Here is a 15,435-nt window from a genome sequence, read left to right as displayed (position 1 = left end):
ATACAAAAAATTGATTTACGATTTGTCAAAGTCGCATATTGATTAAAATAAGTTACAAGTACACAATGAATTTAATTATTTCGGGGACAAACAGGCTAGGAAGCAACTCATTGAAAGTTGCGAAATACTATCAACAGCAATTTCAAAAGAAAGGCGAAGAATGGGATCTATTGTCACTGGAAGAGTTGCCCCACGATCTGATATTTACCGACCTGTACAACAAGCGCAGCGACGCTTTCCTACCTATACAGGAACGGGTGTCCAAAGCCAGGAAATTCATTTTTATCATCCCCGAATACAACGGTAGCTATCCCGGTGTACTGAAAGTTTTTATAGATGCTTGCTCTTTTCCTATATCATTTTATCATAAAAAGGCTGTACTCGTAGGGGTTTCTACAGGCAAATATGGCAACATCCGAGGCGTAGACCATTTTACAGGTGTATGCAATTACCTACGCATGCACGTATTGCCGCTGAAGATACATATCCCCCATATCCAAAACGAGATCAATGTCGATAATATCCTAAACGACGAAATTACCGTTAAATTCGTCAACGAACAGATCGAGGAGGCTTTGCATTTCTAAGCCTGCACATGAATGCTTTCCAACAGGCTTTCCAAAGAAACCCGAAGAGGCTTCTCTTGAAGGGGATATTTACCCAAGCTAGCTTTCTTCTCCTCATAGAGGAACAAATCCCATGCTCCATCATGGTACTCTATGGCAGATAGATTTTCCACCCAGTCCCCAGAGTTAAGATAGACACATGATCCTTTTTTGTTGGAGACTTCTCTGATTTGAGGCTGATGGATATGCCCACAAACCACATAATCATAGTTGTTTTCTATAGCCAGCTCGGAAGCCGTATGTTCAAAATCAGAAATGAACTTCACCGCCTTTTTTACGGATTTTTTTATTCTTTTCGACAGTGAATATTTCTCTTTTCCCAAACGTTCCAAACACCAATTCACCATATAATTCAATTGAATCAACCGATCATAGCCCCATCCACCCAATTTGGCCAGCCATTTGGAGTGTTGGATAGAAGCGTCGAATACATCTCCATGAAAAATCCACACTTTCTTCTCACCCAATTGCAATATCAATTTGTCCACCAGCTGAATGTTACCGAAATGTATGGTCGAAAATTTGCGAAGCATTTCATCATGATTACCCGTGATGTAAATGATTTCGCAGCCTTGATAGGCCATATCGAGCAGATAGCGAATAATACGCAAATGATGATCGGGAAAATAACTTTTCTTAAACTGCCAGATATCGATGATATCCCCGTTGAGCACCAATTTGGAGGGTCGTATGGAATACAGATAATGCAGGAGTTCCTGAGCCCTACATCCGTAGGTTCCCAGATGAAGGTCTGATAGAATGACTAAGTCAACTTCTCTTTTCATAAATGGGATATTTACAAAAAAAGAGAACACACATTAACTTATCATTTTCAGACAGTTAATTATTTTTTAAGATTGCGTAATTACATTTCCCACCGTTTCTTGGGCACACAGGTGATATCAGCTGTTTTCCGCAAGACAATAGGTCGGGAATCAAAACGGTTTTCCAACACGAGCGAGTCGGAAGAGCTATAAGCAATTTTGAAACGGGGAAGATATTGGCCGCTTTTATAGCAGCCGGAGATCTTTTGCTTTCCGTTCTCTTTGGTATACACCCCCTCGACAAGGATACTATCCCCCCGCACGACATACACAGCCTTGGCATATTCGATCCATTGGCCATCTTTGAAGCAACTATCGGGGATCGTTTGTACGGAACTATGCACATGCATAGTCGTGTACAAGGAGTCACAGACAAACTTAAACTCGTGGAGCGTATAACTGAGCATCTCCCCCTGTTGCGGAATACTATCCTGCTTCCAGACCCCCTGCAAGAAATCTGCACCTCTCCCTTGCATATCCGAATGGCGTTGGCAGGACACAAAAGCAAAAGACATACCTGTCACAAGGAACAGGTATGCATTCATAATGATATATTTTATGGGGCTAGAAGTCATTATCTCAAACTTCCCACCATATCTTCGGGCCTTACCCACTCGTCAAACTGCTCTGCCGTCACATACCCCAATGCGATAGCCGTTTCTTTGAGTGTCGAATTATTTTTATGTGCTGTCTGTGCGATTTCTGCGGCTTTGTAGTACCCGATCTTTGTATTCAAAGCGGTCACCAACATCAAGGAATTGTCCACCAACTCTTTGATACGTCCATAGTTAGGTTCTATCCCCGATGCACAATGCTCTTCAAATGACACACAAGCGTCGCCGATCAATCGTGCTGATTGTAAGAAATTAGCTGCCATCAACGGTTTGAATACATTCAGTTCATAGTGTCCTTGTGTACCTCCGATCGTGATGGCCACATCATTGCCCATGACCTGGGCCGCCACCATCGTCAATGCCTCACATTGCGTAGGGTTTACCTTGCCCGGCATGATCGAGGAGCCCGGCTCGTTTTCGGGGATCAATATCTCACCTATTCCCGAGCGAGGTCCCGAAGCCAACATACGGATATCGTTGGCGATCTTGTTCAATGCCACAGCCAATTGCTTCAAAGCACCATGCGTCTCTACAATAGCATCGTGTGCAGCCAGAGCTTCAAATTTATTTTCTGCTGTTACAAACGGATGTCCGGTAAATTGAGCGATATACTTCGCTACGACGACATCGTAACCCTGCGGTGTATTCAAGCCCGTACCCACGGCTGTACCGCCCAATGCCAGCTCAGACAAGTGTGAAAGCGTATTTTTCAAAGCTTTCAAACCGTGGTTCAATTGTGCGACATATCCGGACAGCTCTTGCCCCAATGTGAGTGGGGTGGCATCCATCAAGTGCGTACGGCCAATTTTTACCACATCCATGAACTTATCCGATTTATGTTTTAACGTATCCCGCAACTTTTCTACACCAGGGATCGTCACTTCCACGACAGCTTTATAGGCTGCGATATGCATTCCGGTAGGAAATGTGTCGTTGGACGATTGAGATTTGTTAACGTCATCATTCGCTTTGAGTACAGGATCACCTTCTCCGATTTTACCTCCGGCCAATACCTGAGCACGGTTAGCGACGACCTCATTGACATTCATATTCGATTGTGTACCCGAGCCCGTCTGCCATATAACCAAAGGAAACTGATCGTCCAGCTTCCCGGCCAATATCTCATCACATACCGTCGCGATAGCATCCCGTTTTTCTACAGGCAATACACCCAATTCGTGATTGGCATAAGCTGCCGCTTTCTTCAAGTAAGCAAATCCTTCGATGATCTCACGTGGCATAGAAGCTGCCGGACCGATTTTGAAATTGTTGCGTGAGCGTTCGGTCTGTGCCCCCCAATATTTGTCTGCAGGGACCTGAACCTCACCCATGGTATCTTTTTCTATTCTGAATGACATGGTATTAAGTAAAAAGTTAAAGTTAAAAAGTAAAAAAGCTCATTGTTTGCGAACAAAGTTAGGAAATTCTAAATAGAATGAGGAATGATCCTTATCATATAAACCTATCGATACTTTTGGGGTAAACAAAATAATATCCTTAAATTAGAGGAGAATACTGTGCATATGAAAAAGTATCAAACAATCCGGCTCTCCATATTTCTCTTGCTGACAATGCTCTTGTGTTGGGCTTGTGTACACGATACAAAAAAGACACCTTCCGAAAGTACTTCTCCGACATCCCCACCTGTGGAAGAAGAAAGCACCTTTGAATACAATCCGATATGGGAATATGACTACGAAGCGGACAGCTTGGTACGTGTAGATTCAGCATCGAGCAACCTCACGGTTGAAGAAGCTATACAGACGATCAATACCATGTACAAGGACAAAGTACAGTTGGATTTTGTAAAGCAAAACGGAGATACGCTATTTGTCAGGATCGATACCGCCACTGTCCTTACTCAACAGATGGGCTCTGCCGGAGCAAGAGCTTATATGTCTGTCGCCCTCTTTACGCTAACCGAGCCAAAGGAGGTACAGATGGTCCATTTTGATTTTGAAGAAGGCGACCATGCCACTCCCGGATTGTACAAAAGGGAATCGCTTAAAAAGAGATAATATATTGGTAAATCTTGTATATTAGAAATAATCAAAAAAATCTGTAAATTTGGATAACAAATGTTATGACAATGGGTGTAACAATAGATTTAAAGAAACAAATTGTTGAAAAAATCAATTCAGCTGATGATAAATTGTTACGAATGATAAATGCATTGGTAGATAGTTATCAAGAGGAAGAGGTTGGTTTGTCACCAGTCCACAAGGAAATCTTGGACGAGAGGGTAAAATTTCATCATGAACACCCTAACGACGGAAAGTCTTGGGAAGAAATCAAAAATTCCTTAATGCAAAAATATGATTTATAGGCTGATTGTAAAATCCCTAGCTGAGAACGATATTAGAGAAATCTTAGAATGGTATATTAATCAATCAGAGTATCTTCCCAAAAAATTCTTATTAGAACTCGATTCGGGTTTTGATACCATAACAAAAAATCCAGAGTATTTTCAAAAACGATATAATCAGATAAGGGTTCTTTTTTTGAACAAGTTTCCTTATGGGTTATATTATACTATAGAAGAAGACATTGTTTTTGTTCATGCAGTTCTACACAACAAAAGAAATCCTTTAACTGGAATAAAAAGAGTGTAACCATTAACAGCCTCTCTGCTTGGTACGAACCTTTTCTTTTGCCATACAATTACTCCCCCAACCGCTTCTGCAAATGCTCCCGCACATAATGATAAAGCTGTTTGGGCTTCAACGTACGCCAAGGAATCTCATTCAAAAAACCACCAAAATTGATATAGTAGTCAATATTGTGCTGATAAAACTCATCCATAACATGCTCCCTGAAATGTAGGGCAGCGATCCAACCATCCTCAATATCCTGAAACCATTCCTCGTAGTAGAGGTCATCCGAGGCATGAAAATTCAATACATTCTCGCCGATAAGGATAAAATGGGTAATACCCTCTCCGATCATCACATCGATGACTTCCCGCTTGAGCAACATAATATCATTGTATATCGCATCATTCCATTCGCCAATCAGCTCAATAATCGCATAGCGATCGTCATAATCCACATACAAAATCTTGAGATAAAGCGTTAGAGAACCAAATTCATCCCACTGCGGATGCAAAAGAAAATTATACACCTGCTTGTCAAACTCAAACTCGTTGTACACCGTACCATAAAAAGGCGACCGCTCATCGTCCGCAGCGATGTAGTCATGGCGCCAATTGTAAAAAGGTTCGATCTCGTGCATAGCAGTGTTCTGTTTTCCAAACTTAGATAAAATGCTTGGTCTTCTTATTCTTTTGTCATTCCGACACCAGGAGGAATCTATCCATTATACTTCATTGTTCAAGAACTTCCAATCAGGATTAAATTCATTGATCAATTCCTCTTTCTTGGACCTACGCCAACCTTTCAATTCTTTTTCTCGCTCAATGGCATGTTGAATCCATTGAAAATGTTCCCAATATATCAGATAGACAACATTATATTTACCCGTAAAATGTCGTTTTTCTCCTTTGGCGTCTTCTTGATGCTGATATAAACGGTTTTGCAAATCGTTAGTTACCCCGATATACAATACTGTCTTACTATAATTCGTAAGTATATATACAAAGTAATTGTGATCCATATCTGCTAAACTACTAATTTTCTATATCATTTATTCTATACTATCGTGAGGGCGGCAAATTTTTCGATCTCTCGTCGTTTTGTCATTCCGAGGCTCACCGAGGAATCTATACCGCACAGATGTTTCCTATCGTCAACATGACAAAGAAAGCGGTCCGTTTTTGCCGTTCCTACTCTTTTGTCGTCCAACGTCAAGAGGAATTTAAAAAATTTTAAATGTCTGCAAGTGTGGCAGATGTTAAAATTACTCCTTAATTTTGCAGTCAAATGCAAAAAGGTACGGGTCGTAATATTTTCGTAGCTGCTACATATGCGGCGACGCTATTACTGGGGCTTATATTGGGACAAAATTATATAGATCAGCAGGGCAATAACCCCGGCAGTTCCCTCGTACCTATTGGCCTTTCGGACAACTCCTACAAGATACAGCAGGCACTCGACCTGATCACCCGTAGCTATATGGATAGCCTGGATCTGGACTCCTTACAAAATGGAGCGATCAACCATATTGTATCTCATTTGGACCCCTACTCTTCTTACTTGCAACCCAATGATACACAGGTGCAGAACGAAGTCTTGGAGGGAACTTTTGAAGGTATAGGACTGGAGTACTTCAACTTGAACGACACATTATTGGTTGTAGGCATCATCACCAACGGACCGGCAGAAAAGGCAGGAGTCAAGGTTGGCGATCGCATCTTTCAGATCGACTCTGTGCAAGTGACAGGCAAGAGTGTGGCCCGAAAGGTCGTCGAAAGATTGATAAGAGGAAAAAAAGGAACAGGTGTCAAGCTACAGATCATCCGGGACGGAAGATTTTTGGATGCCGCTATTACGGTCATAAGAGACCAGATCCAGGTGAGTTCCATCGATGTATCGTACATGATCCGCCCTACGGTAGGTTATATCAAAATCCGTCGTTTCGGGCTGAAAACAGCCGAAGATTTCAAAGCCGCGATCCTCGACTTGAAAAAACAAGGAGCAAACAACCTTATCCTGGATTTACGGGACAATGGTGGTGGATATTTTCATATTGCCATCCGTGTAGCAAATGAATTCTTTCATGATAAAAAACTACTTGTCTACACCGATGGAGCACACGAACAAAGGAAAGAATATTTTTCAGAGGGCAATGGTTCTTTTGCAGAAGGCAAACTCGTCGTCCTGATCAATGAATCAACGGCTTCTGCCTCAGAAATATTGTCCGGAGCCGTGCAGGACTGGGATAGGGCGACCATCGTGGGACGACGTTCCTTCGGAAAAGGCATCGTGCAAGAACAGTTTGATTTTGCAGATGGCTCTCGGATCAATCTCAGTATATCCCGATACTATACACCTTTGGGAAGGAGCATACAGAAAAAATATACGGCAAACTGGTCGAATATGATCGAACATGCGACGATGTACAAAGGTCTATGGGCATTGGACACTACATTCGCCCATGCCCAGGTCTACGAGACAACCGAAGGGAGACAGCTTTTTAGTGGGGGTGGCATCAATCCCGATGTACCTGTTTCATTAGACTCCAACGCGATTAGTCTATTGTACCAAGAGATCGTGAGATCCAGCTATCTAGAGCAATTTGTCTATGAACGGTTCACCACACATCTGCCTGCATATTCGATAGAAAACTTTCTACAGGGTTATCATTTGCCACAGCAGGAGTATGATATGTTCATTCAATACTTGGCCACAAAAGGAATTGTAGTCAATGAGCGAAAAAGGAAAGACCTTTTGGAGCTCATCCAAACAGATATCGAGGCTATTGTCGGTCGTTATTACTTTGGACGGGAAGCTTATTTTAAGGTCAAAAATCGTACAGACGATTTTGTCGAGAAAGCTCTGGAGATTCTTTTGCCGGATCCACCGATCCTGTAGAGACGCAATGCATTGCGTCTCTACAACAACCAGATCAACTGTAGAAACAGCACCATGTCTCGGCGAGACGAGATCTCGCCTCTACTACAATCCCAGATCCGCCCAGATCGGATAATGATCCGATAGGCGCTCCTTGACGATACCATAATTGTCTACTTGAAATTGCTTGCTACAAAAAATATAATCAATCTGGAATATGGGTAACATTTCATAATGGGTCACTCCCCAGCCAAAACCTTGCTCCAAAAAAGCATTTTTCAGCCCCTTGCCAATCAGATTGACACTGTAGGACATCGGGGTATCGTTAAAATCTCCTGCAACGACACAAGGGTAAGGACTTCCGTCGATATGGCTTCGAAGCAATTTTGCCTGCTCGCTCCGATTGGTAAATGCCCGTTTCAGTTTACGACCTATACGCTTTGTCCCCGCTTCATCTTTGACCTGCTCACTGGCTGATTTCTGAATGAATTCCTTATCTTCCTCTTGTAGGGCAAACGAACGCAAGTGCACATTATATATCCGTAAGGTATCCGCTTCCCGCTTGATATCAACGAATATAATTCTATTGACACCGTAGCCATGTTTGGCGATCGACCCGGAGTGAATAATCGGGAACTTCGAAAAGACAGCCTGTCCATACCCTTCCAAATCATTTTTGACAGTAGGTTCAAAATAGTAGTCTTCAAAGCTACCTTGTTCCTTCAGCATTTTGGCAAACTGCTTATCACCCCTTATCCGGCTATAAAATTCTTGAAAACAGATGATATCCGGATTGACGGTATTGACCAACTCGATCGTTTCTTCCTTAAAATCATCGTTCATATCCCCCGTATGCTGAAACAGGTGAGCATTAAAGCTCATGATACGGATATTGTTCTCAGGTTTTACGACAAGCTTGGCTTGGCTGTTTTTAAAATTAATATGCTTACTCAACAGTGTCCACCCCGCTACAATGGGGACGAGGCTTAAAAGCATATATCTTCTTTTGCGAACCAACCAATAAAAGACAAACCCCAGATTGACCAAAAGTATGGGCAGATAAGCCAATCCAAAAAAGGCAAGGGGCCAAAAAGAAGCCGGATCGATATAGCCCGCACCATAGCTCAACAATAAGGCAATGACGGCAAGTACATTCGCTATAAATACGGTTTTACTAAAATAACCAAGCTTTTGCCTACGTTTATCTGCCATCATTGATCTTGCTTGCTTGCCCTGAAAAGCACTTCTTTGTCGTACGAAGTTAGATTATCGTAGCCGCTTTGCGAAATTTTATCCAATATTCTATCGATTTCTTCCTGATTAGGCATGTCTGTGGTATGCTTTCTCCCTGAAGCAGTTACTCTCTCGACCTTTTTATGGTGGATGACTTTAAGTTTTCTTCTTTTGCGCAGCTTCAAAACAGTACTCCAGTCATTACCCTTTTTCAGTTGGTACATAAAGGTCATACCATATCCCACCATAGCGACATAAGGCAAGATTGCCTGTGCATTCACAAGACCTGTAAAAATCAAGTCCAAGCTAAGGTACACCAAAGCGATTGTCTTAAATTTTACATTCCCAAAAAGAAACAATCTGACCTCCATGGAGGGAGTCAGTACAGTTATACTACCAATGAGGGCCGCAAGACCAAATGCCGTGCTATTCCAATAGCTCTCTTCCTGAAAAATACCAAACTGGCCGAGAAGGAGATACAACAATGCTCCACCCAACAGCCCTCCACCAAAAACCATCCAAAACTGGCGTTTACCCAGCAAGTTCAAAAATAGAGTACCTATCCAATATAGCCATAAGCAGTCGAAGAGCACTTCAAAAATACCCTCATAAATAAAGGGGTGCGTCAAGATAGCCCAAGGTTGCTGGACAAGGCCTGTCCATGAGGCCGGTAAACTCAACTGAACCAAAAAGAAAGAAAACAGATTATCGTCGGTGATTTCTGCAAAAGCAACCAGTTCTAAGATATGCATCAGCACAAATACCACAGCCTGTCCCGTGATGATAAACGGAATCGGGGAAGATGTCTGATACGTATCCCGTAAAAACGATTTTACGACATTTTCTTTCATATCGTCCTTTTTTAATATCGTCCTTTTCGTATACGCCAGAGCTTTATCAATAGATACCCAAACAATGCTCCACCTACGTGTGCCAAGTGTGCGATAGACGAACCCGTATTGTTAAAGCCCAGGTAAATCTCAATCAAAATGTATGCCCCAACAAAATATTTGGCCTTGATCGGCACCGGGATAAACATAAAATAAAGCGGCATATTCGGAAAAAGATACGCAAAAGCCAGCAATAATCCAAAAATCGCACCCGATGCACCGACCATAGGCGTACCGTATATAGCTACTAATGTGTCAAACGAGCTTTGGGAAATATTCAGTGATGTAGATACCCTATTTTGCACCAGATCATAGTTGAGATAAGATCCTGCACGTACACTTCCAACAATTTGCTGTACTTCGATAGCCTGTACCCCATATTGTAGTACTAAAGCGCCTAATGCACAAATCAAATAGTAATTCAGAAACCTTTTCGAACCAAATACCCCTTCGATAATAGGCCCAAACATGACAAGGGCAAACATATTAAAAAACAAATGGGTAAAACCACCATGCATAAACATGTACGTAATAGGCTGCCATATCTTGAAAAATGGTGAATCCGGATAATAAACCCCAAAGAGACGGGTAGCCGGCTCAAAAGCTAACGTCCCGACAAAGCATATCACATTGATGATCAAAAGATTTTTGACAACGGGCGAGAGATTGGATAGGATATTGTTCATCTATTTTTATTACGTTATATTTTATCAAATTTTTCGAGTAGTTCCTGCAAAGTAAACGTCACAAGAGTAGGCTTTCCGGAAATGGACAGATTAGGGCTTTGACAAGCAAACAACCTGTCGATCAATTCTGCCATCTCATCGTTATCCAGCTCTGTTCCGGCTTTTATCGCGGCACTTCGCGCCAAGCTTTTGGCCAAGTTTTCACGTTTACTGATTTTCAGATCCGATTTGCTGTTTTTGACATCCTCCAGCAATTGCTCGATCACAGTAGTTTCATTGACATTTCCCAGATCGGCCGGAATACCATCGATGATATAGGTTGTTTTTCCGAAAGGACGCAATTGGAAACCCAAGGTCTGCAAATCGGGAAGAAGATCAGACATCAAAGCAAAATCTGCAGCATTCAGATCAATAGTAACGGGGAAAAGGCTCTGTTGGCTGGTTCCTTTGTGCTGATCCAGCTGTTCGAGATAATGTTCAAAGAGTATACGTTCATGCGCCGCCTGCTGATCAATCAGAATAAAACCCGAATGGATCTGCGAAACGATATACCTATTATGAATCTGAAAAAACTGCCGCTGACGTACCGCAGGAGACCACAAACCATCATCTTCCTTTTCCTCCGGTCGCAAATGCAGCTGCTCGGTGCTCTCCTGTTCAGTAATTTTGTATAGTGTATCCCAATTTTGGGGAATTCCGGATTTATGCTCAAAACTAGAACTGTACTGACTAGATCTCGATACACCAGATGATCTGGACGCATCGTCTTCCGTATGAAATGGATTAAAATTTGGGTTGAACGAAATCGTTGGAGCTTGAATCTCTTCCAAAGGTTTAGAGGTGATAAAATTACTGAAACTGGTCTCTTGCTCAAAATCCAGCGACGGAGCAATATTATACCGTCCTAGCGAACGCTTCACCGCCGAGCGGAGAATAGCATATATGGCCTTTTCGTCCTCGTATTTGATTTCGGTTTTGGTAGGGTGCACATTGATATCGATTTTGGCCGGATCGATCTCAATAAAGAGTACATACAACGGATAGGTATCTGCCGCAAGGATACCGTCATAGGCATTCATCACGGCATGGTGAAGGTAGGGGTCCTTGACGAAACGTTTGTTGACAAAGAAGAACTGCTCGCCACGTGTTTTTTTGGCGTATTCGGGTTTGCCAACAAAACCATGCACAGACAAGATGGTCGTATCTTCCTCTACAGGCACCAGTTTTTGGTTGTAATTGTTGCCAAAAATATGGATAATACGTTGTTTTAGGGTTCCTGCCGGAAGGTGAAAGACTTCCTGCCCGTCACTGTGCAGGCTGAAGAATATCTCTGGATGTGCCAGTGCCGAACGTTGAAACTCATCGATGATATGGCGCATTTCTACGGCATTGCTTTTCAAAAAATTCCGACGTGCAGGCACATTGTAAAACAGGTTTTTGACACAGATGCTGGTCCCTTCAGGAAGCGCTTCGGGCTGTTGGTCCACGACCTGGGATCCTTCGATCTGTATGACCGTACCCAGTTCGTCTTCGGCTCGACGGGTCTTAAGCTCCACCTGCGCAATCGCAGCTATTGAAGCCATGGCTTCACCCCGAAACCCCATTGTACGGATAGCAAATAAATCTTCTGCCTTGCGGATTTTACTGGTTGCATGTCGTTCAAAGCAAAGCCTGGCATCCGTCACACTCATACCGCACCCATTGTCGATGACTTGGATAAAAGATTTGCCTGCATCCCTGATAATGAGCTTGATACGATCTGCACCTGCATCTATGGCATTCTCCATAAGTTCTTTTACGGCAGAAGAAGGGCGTTGCACGACCTCTCCCGCAGCAATCTGATTAGCGACGGCGTCCGGTAATAGTTGAATAATATCCGACATATCTTGCGAAGTTACGAAAAAAATGAAAGTCGATAACTTGTATTTTGCCTTTATTCAACCCTGTTCGTAGAGCTTATTGTGTGTACACGATAGCCCCCAAAGGAGACATGCGTATGTACTATCTATATAACTTACTAATATTTGTGCATTCCAGCCAAAGAGATCTTTTTGAATTTTCACTTTTTACTTTTTATTTTTGGAGATGAGCAACAAGCTACCCAATGATCTGATCAATCATCTCAAAGAAGACCCCGAATTCGATATAGAAGCTTTCGTCTATAAGCACGAAGAAGAAGAAAAGACAAATTCGATACGGATCAACCCGCTGAAATCCTTTGATTACACTTCGTTGGGCATAGCAGGATCCATTCCTTGGTGTACGGAAGGATTTTATCTGAAAGAGAGACCCATTTTTACATTAGATCCTTTTTTTCATGCCGGTTGCTATTATTCGCAGGAGGCCAGCTCCATGTTTCTCGCCCATGCCATCGCACAGCTTTCCCTGGCGGACAAGCCTTTGAAAGCATTGGATCTATGTGCAGCTCCGGGGGGCAAATCGACTTTGCTGAATGCCGCGCTGCATCCCCAAAGCTTACTGGTATCAAACGAGATCATCAAAGCAAGGGTCAATATACTATCCGACAATCTGATGCGCTGGGGAAACCCAAATGTGGTCGTGTCCAACAACGACCCTTCAGCCTTTAAGCATCTGCCGGGGTACTTTGATCTTTTGGTAGTAGATGCCCCTTGCTCGGGTTCGGGGATGTTTCACAAGGATCATGCAGCCATTGATGAGTGGTCATTGGCCAATGTCAAATTGTGCAGCGAACGGCAAAAACGTATCCTAGCCCATAGCCTGGACAGCTTGACACAGGACGGTTATCTGTTCTATTCCACCTGTTCGTATTCAAAAGAAGAGAATGAGGACATCGTCGATTGGCTTATCGACGAATGGGGGATGGCGCCTCTGTCACTATCGGTAGATGAGGCGTGGGGAATAGACCAAACGCAAAGTCCCCTACACGGAGCACATGGGTATCGTTTCTATCCGCACAAGGTGGGTGGCGAAGGTTTCTTCTTTGCCGTCTTGCAGAAAAAAAATGAACAAACAACTTTTTCCCGCAAGAAGATCAAGCTGGACAGAAACAATGCCCCACAAGCCTTGGCCAAGAACTGGCTAGACATGGAAGGCTTATACACCTTTGCACATCACGATGACCTACATGTTTTTCCCAAATTATACGAAGTTGATCTGAAAGCCTTACAACAGGTCCTTTATCTGAAAAATGCAGGCACACCGATCGGTAAACTGACTGGAAAGGAACTGGTGCCTTCACACGATCTGGCTTTGAGTGTACGTATATTGCCCGATTTACCGGCTATTGAACTGGAATTGGATGAGGCTTTGAATTATCTCCGAAAAGAAACGGTAGATCCCGGTGTCAATACCAACAATCTAAAAGGCTGGGTGCTGATGCGTTACCAAGGCGTCAATCTGGGGTGGATAAAAGCCATGCCCAACCGTATCAACAATTATTACCCAAAAGAATTAAGGATAGCCGTTTTATAGCTGTAGGCCGTAAGCTCTAGGCTATAAGCGATAGACTTTAGGCTGTAAGCTTTGAGCCTATAGTATAGGGCCTATAGCCTACTGCCTAAACTGATGCTGAACAATAAGATCGCAGATGTCTCTTGCGACATCGTCTTTTGATTTGAGGTCGAACGGTATCACTTTCCCGTCCTTTTGCAGGACGGTCACCTTGTTGGTATCCGTCGCAAATCCGGCTCCTTTGTCCTGCATTGAATTCAGCACGATGAAATCTGCATTCTTGCGAATCAATTTGTTCTGGGCATTTTCCAGTTCGTTGTTGGTTTCGAGGGCAAAACCAACCAAAGTCTGTCTGGCCGTTTTCTGTTGGCCTAATGTCCCCAGAATATCTACGGTTTTCTTGAGTGTTATATTGAAATCCTCTGCTTTTTTCTTGATTTTTTGATCGGCAACTTCTTGAGGGGTATAATCTGCTACTGCAGCACTCATGACGACGATATCACTATCCCCAAAATGAGCCGAGGCTGCTTCAAACATTTGTTGTGCCGAGCGCACATCGACACGATACACGGAAGGCGGAGTAGCCAAATCTGTCGGTCCGGATATCAACGTGACCTCTGCACCGAGACGCGCCAAGGCCTTCGCAATAGCATAACCCATCTTTCCACTGGAATGATTGCCGATGAACCGCACCGGATCAATAGCCTCATAGGTTGGGCCCGCTGTGACCAGTGCTTTCTTGCCGGACAAAGGTAACGCGACAGTAAGTGAACTTTTCAAAAAAGCAAAAATGTCCTCCGGCTCGGCCAATCTACCCTCACCCACAAGACCACTAGCCAACTCACCTTCGCCTGGAGGGATCAGCACATTACCATGAGCTTGTAGCTTTTCGATATTTTGTCTCGTGGCGGGATGTTTCCACATATCCAGATCCATGGCAGGAGCAAGGTACACGGGACACTTGGCCGACAAATAACAAGCTGTTAAGAGGTTGTCACACAATCCGTGGGCAAACTTGGCCAATGTATTGGCAGAGGCAGGTGCCACCAACAAAAGATCTGCTTTCAAAGCCAGATGCACATGATTGTTCCACTCGCCGGTTTTCGGATCATAATAATCGACAAAAACAGGTTTTTTGGAAAGGGTGGAGAGTGTTAGAGGCGTAATAAATTGGGTTGCCTCAGGCGTCATCACGACCTGCACCTCTGCTTCGGCTTTTACCAATAGCCGAATGAGGGAAGCTATTTTGTATGCGGCAATACTGCCGCATACGCCTAGCAAAATATTTTTGCCTTTTAAAGACATGGCTTTAAAGGGTTGGGGAATTATTCTTGCGTTTTGCTCGGATTTCTGAAATAAACCTTATCATTCAGAAATTCGTCGATAGCGACCAAAGTAGGCTTTGGCATACGCTCATAATGCTTCGATATCTCGATCTGCTCACGGTTTTCGAATACTTCTTCCAAATTGTCATTGCTGCTTGCAAATTCAGCCAATTTGGAGTTTAGCTCTTCTTTCACCTCCACAGCAATCTGATTGGCTCTTTTGCTGATGACAACGATAGACTCGTACAAGTTGTCCGTTCCTTTGTCCAAATCCCTTAAGTCTCTTGTTACTGTCGTATTCGGAACAGTATTGCTTTTTACTTGACTCATGCTTTAT

Annotated in this window: 17 protein-coding genes; 6 read left to right on the top strand and 11 right to left on the bottom strand. The window is 43.2% G+C overall.

What is annotated here, in order from left to right; all coding sequences use genetic code 11:
- The first annotated feature begins 65 nt into the window (after window positions 1-65).
- Window positions 66-587: an NADPH-dependent FMN reductase gene (locus G5B00_RS05150; RefSeq protein WP_163872198.1), complete on the top strand. Its 522-nt coding sequence runs from the start codon at window positions 66-68 to the stop codon at window positions 585-587.
- On the opposite strand, the gene G5B00_RS05145 is transcribed toward G5B00_RS05150, so the two are convergent.
- The 3 genes from G5B00_RS05145 to fumC form a co-directional block, all read right to left on the bottom strand.
- Window positions 584-1,411: a UDP-2,3-diacylglucosamine diphosphatase gene (locus G5B00_RS05145; RefSeq protein WP_163872197.1), complete on the bottom strand. Its 828-nt coding sequence runs from the start codon at window positions 1,409-1,411 to the stop codon at window positions 584-586. The two genes, G5B00_RS05150 and G5B00_RS05145, sit on opposite strands and share 4 nt — an antisense overlap.
- A gap of 80 nt (window positions 1,412-1,491) precedes the next feature.
- A complete protein-coding gene (locus G5B00_RS05140; protein ID WP_240894392.1) occupies window positions 1,492-1,995 on the bottom strand; it encodes a fumarate hydratase in 504 nt (167 codons plus the stop codon).
- 29 nt (window positions 1,996-2,024) lie between these two features.
- Window positions 2,025-3,422 (bottom strand): class II fumarate hydratase, encoded by a 1,398-nt coding sequence (gene fumC / locus G5B00_RS05135; protein ID WP_163872195.1) that lies wholly within the window; start codon window positions 3,420-3,422, stop codon window positions 2,025-2,027.
- A gap of 165 nt (window positions 3,423-3,587) precedes the next feature.
- Between fumC and G5B00_RS05130 the strand changes: the two genes are divergently transcribed.
- The 3 genes from G5B00_RS05130 to G5B00_RS18380 all read left to right on the top strand — a co-directional run bounded on the left by G5B00_RS05130 (window position 3,588) and on the right by G5B00_RS18380 (window position 4,676).
- The gene (locus G5B00_RS05130; RefSeq protein WP_163872194.1) at window positions 3,588-4,082 is read left to right on the top strand and encodes a hypothetical protein; all 495 of its coding nucleotides are present in this window, start codon (window positions 3,588-3,590) and stop codon (window positions 4,080-4,082) included.
- Window positions 4,083-4,153: 71 nt separating this feature from the next.
- Window positions 4,154-4,390 (top strand): addiction module protein, encoded by a 237-nt coding sequence (locus G5B00_RS05125; RefSeq protein ID WP_163872193.1) that lies wholly within the window; start codon window positions 4,154-4,156, stop codon window positions 4,388-4,390.
- Entirely contained in the window at window positions 4,380-4,676 is a 297-nt protein-coding gene (locus G5B00_RS18380; RefSeq protein WP_163872192.1) for a type II toxin-antitoxin system RelE/ParE family toxin, read from the top strand. The genes G5B00_RS05125 and G5B00_RS18380 overlap by 11 nt, the downstream gene beginning before the upstream one ends.
- Before the next feature lie 49 nt (window positions 4,677-4,725).
- On the opposite strand, the gene G5B00_RS05115 is transcribed toward G5B00_RS18380, so the two are convergent.
- Both G5B00_RS05115 and G5B00_RS05110 read right to left on the bottom strand, forming a co-directional pair.
- A complete protein-coding gene (locus G5B00_RS05115; protein ID WP_163872191.1) occupies window positions 4,726-5,295 on the bottom strand; it encodes a hypothetical protein in 570 nt (189 codons plus the stop codon).
- A gap of 84 nt (window positions 5,296-5,379) precedes the next feature.
- Window positions 5,380-5,676: a GIY-YIG nuclease family protein gene (locus G5B00_RS05110; RefSeq protein WP_163872190.1), complete on the bottom strand. Its 297-nt coding sequence runs from the start codon at window positions 5,674-5,676 to the stop codon at window positions 5,380-5,382.
- A gap of 266 nt (window positions 5,677-5,942) precedes the next feature.
- On the opposite strand from G5B00_RS05110, the gene G5B00_RS05105 reads away from it, so the two are divergent.
- Complete coding sequence (locus G5B00_RS05105) at window positions 5,943-7,553, top strand: S41 family peptidase (protein WP_163872189.1); 1,611 nt, start codon at window positions 5,943-5,945, stop codon at window positions 7,551-7,553.
- Between the two features lie 84 nt (window positions 7,554-7,637).
- Here G5B00_RS05105 and G5B00_RS05100 read toward each other — a convergent pair whose 3' ends face one another.
- The 4 genes from G5B00_RS05100 to mutL are packed head-to-tail and all read right to left on the bottom strand — an operon-like array spanning window position 7,638 to window position 12,224.
- Window positions 7,638-8,747: an endonuclease/exonuclease/phosphatase family protein gene (locus tag G5B00_RS05100; protein ID WP_163872188.1), complete on the bottom strand. Its 1,110-nt coding sequence runs from the start codon at window positions 8,745-8,747 to the stop codon at window positions 7,638-7,640.
- Window positions 8,744-9,616, bottom strand: a complete 873-nt coding sequence (locus G5B00_RS05095; protein ID WP_163872187.1) for a rhomboid family intramembrane serine protease — start codon at window positions 9,614-9,616, stop codon at window positions 8,744-8,746. The genes G5B00_RS05100 and G5B00_RS05095 overlap by 4 nt, the downstream gene beginning before the upstream one ends.
- 11 nt (window positions 9,617-9,627) lie before the next feature.
- Complete coding sequence (locus tag G5B00_RS05090; RefSeq protein WP_205966308.1) at window positions 9,628-10,341, bottom strand: rhomboid family intramembrane serine protease; 714 nt, start codon at window positions 10,339-10,341, stop codon at window positions 9,628-9,630.
- Between the two features lie 14 nt (window positions 10,342-10,355).
- Window positions 10,356-12,224: a DNA mismatch repair endonuclease MutL gene (gene mutL, locus G5B00_RS05085; protein WP_163872186.1), complete on the bottom strand. Its 1,869-nt coding sequence runs from the start codon at window positions 12,222-12,224 to the stop codon at window positions 10,356-10,358.
- Window positions 12,225-12,426: 202 nt separating this feature from the next.
- Between mutL and G5B00_RS05080 the strand changes: the two genes are divergently transcribed.
- Window positions 12,427-13,794, top strand: a complete 1,368-nt coding sequence (locus tag G5B00_RS05080; protein WP_163872185.1) for a methyltransferase RsmF C-terminal domain-like protein — start codon at window positions 12,427-12,429, stop codon at window positions 13,792-13,794.
- Window positions 13,795-13,872: 78 nt separating this feature from the next.
- Here G5B00_RS05080 and coaBC read toward each other — a convergent pair whose 3' ends face one another.
- Both coaBC and G5B00_RS05070 read right to left on the bottom strand, forming a co-directional pair.
- Window positions 13,873-15,078: a bifunctional phosphopantothenoylcysteine decarboxylase/phosphopantothenate--cysteine ligase CoaBC gene (gene coaBC, locus G5B00_RS05075; RefSeq protein ID WP_163872184.1), complete on the bottom strand. Its 1,206-nt coding sequence runs from the start codon at window positions 15,076-15,078 to the stop codon at window positions 13,873-13,875.
- A 20-nt stretch (window positions 15,079-15,098) separates the two neighbouring features.
- On the bottom strand, window positions 15,099-15,428 hold the full coding sequence (locus tag G5B00_RS05070; RefSeq protein WP_163872183.1) for a DNA-directed RNA polymerase subunit omega: 330 nt from the start codon (window positions 15,426-15,428) through the stop codon (window positions 15,099-15,101).
- Between the last annotated feature and the right edge of the window lie 7 nt (window positions 15,429-15,435).

This window comes from Parapedobacter sp. SGR-10 (genome assembly GCF_011030405.1).
GTDB lineage: Bacteria > Bacteroidota > Bacteroidia > Sphingobacteriales > Sphingobacteriaceae > Sphingobacterium.
This window is presented reverse-complemented; position numbering and strand designations above follow the sequence as displayed.

Bases quoted from the DNA above. Each gene is read 5' to 3' on its own strand.
- G5B00_RS05150 (WP_163872198.1), top strand. From the start codon at position 66: ATGAATTTAATTATTTCGGGGACAAACAGGCTAGGAAGCAACTCATTG.
- G5B00_RS05145 (WP_163872197.1), bottom strand. From the start codon at position 1,411: ATGAAAAGAGAAGTTGACTTAGTCATTCTATCAGACCTTCATCTGGGA.
- G5B00_RS05140 (WP_240894392.1), bottom strand. From the start codon at position 1,995: ATGAATGCATACCTGTTCCTTGTGACAGGTATGTCTTTTGCTTTTGTG.
- fumC (WP_163872195.1), bottom strand. From the start codon at position 3,422: ATGTCATTCAGAATAGAAAAAGATACCATGGGTGAGGTTCAGGTCCCT.
- G5B00_RS05130 (WP_163872194.1), top strand. From the start codon at position 3,588: ATGAAAAAGTATCAAACAATCCGGCTCTCCATATTTCTCTTGCTGACA.
- G5B00_RS05125 (WP_163872193.1), top strand. From the start codon at position 4,154: ATGGGTGTAACAATAGATTTAAAGAAACAAATTGTTGAAAAAATCAAT.
- G5B00_RS18380 (WP_163872192.1), top strand. From the start codon at position 4,380: ATGATTTATAGGCTGATTGTAAAATCCCTAGCTGAGAACGATATTAGA.
- G5B00_RS05115 (WP_163872191.1), bottom strand. From the start codon at position 5,295: ATGCACGAGATCGAACCTTTTTACAATTGGCGCCATGACTACATCGCT.
- G5B00_RS05110 (WP_163872190.1), bottom strand. From the start codon at position 5,676: ATGGATCACAATTACTTTGTATATATACTTACGAATTATAGTAAGACA.
- G5B00_RS05105 (WP_163872189.1), top strand. From the start codon at position 5,943: ATGCAAAAAGGTACGGGTCGTAATATTTTCGTAGCTGCTACATATGCG.
- G5B00_RS05100 (WP_163872188.1), bottom strand. From the start codon at position 8,747: ATGATGGCAGATAAACGTAGGCAAAAGCTTGGTTATTTTAGTAAAACC.
- G5B00_RS05095 (WP_163872187.1), bottom strand. From the start codon at position 9,616: ATGAAAGAAAATGTCGTAAAATCGTTTTTACGGGATACGTATCAGACA.
- G5B00_RS05090 (WP_205966308.1), bottom strand. From the start codon at position 10,341: ATGAACAATATCCTATCCAATCTCTCGCCCGTTGTCAAAAATCTTTTG.
- mutL (WP_163872186.1), bottom strand. From the start codon at position 12,224: ATGTCGGATATTATTCAACTATTACCGGACGCCGTCGCTAATCAGATT.
- G5B00_RS05080 (WP_163872185.1), top strand. From the start codon at position 12,427: ATGAGCAACAAGCTACCCAATGATCTGATCAATCATCTCAAAGAAGAC.
- coaBC (WP_163872184.1), bottom strand. From the start codon at position 15,078: ATGTCTTTAAAAGGCAAAAATATTTTGCTAGGCGTATGCGGCAGTATT.
- G5B00_RS05070 (WP_163872183.1), bottom strand. From the start codon at position 15,428: ATGAGTCAAGTAAAAAGCAATACTGTTCCGAATACGACAGTAACAAGA.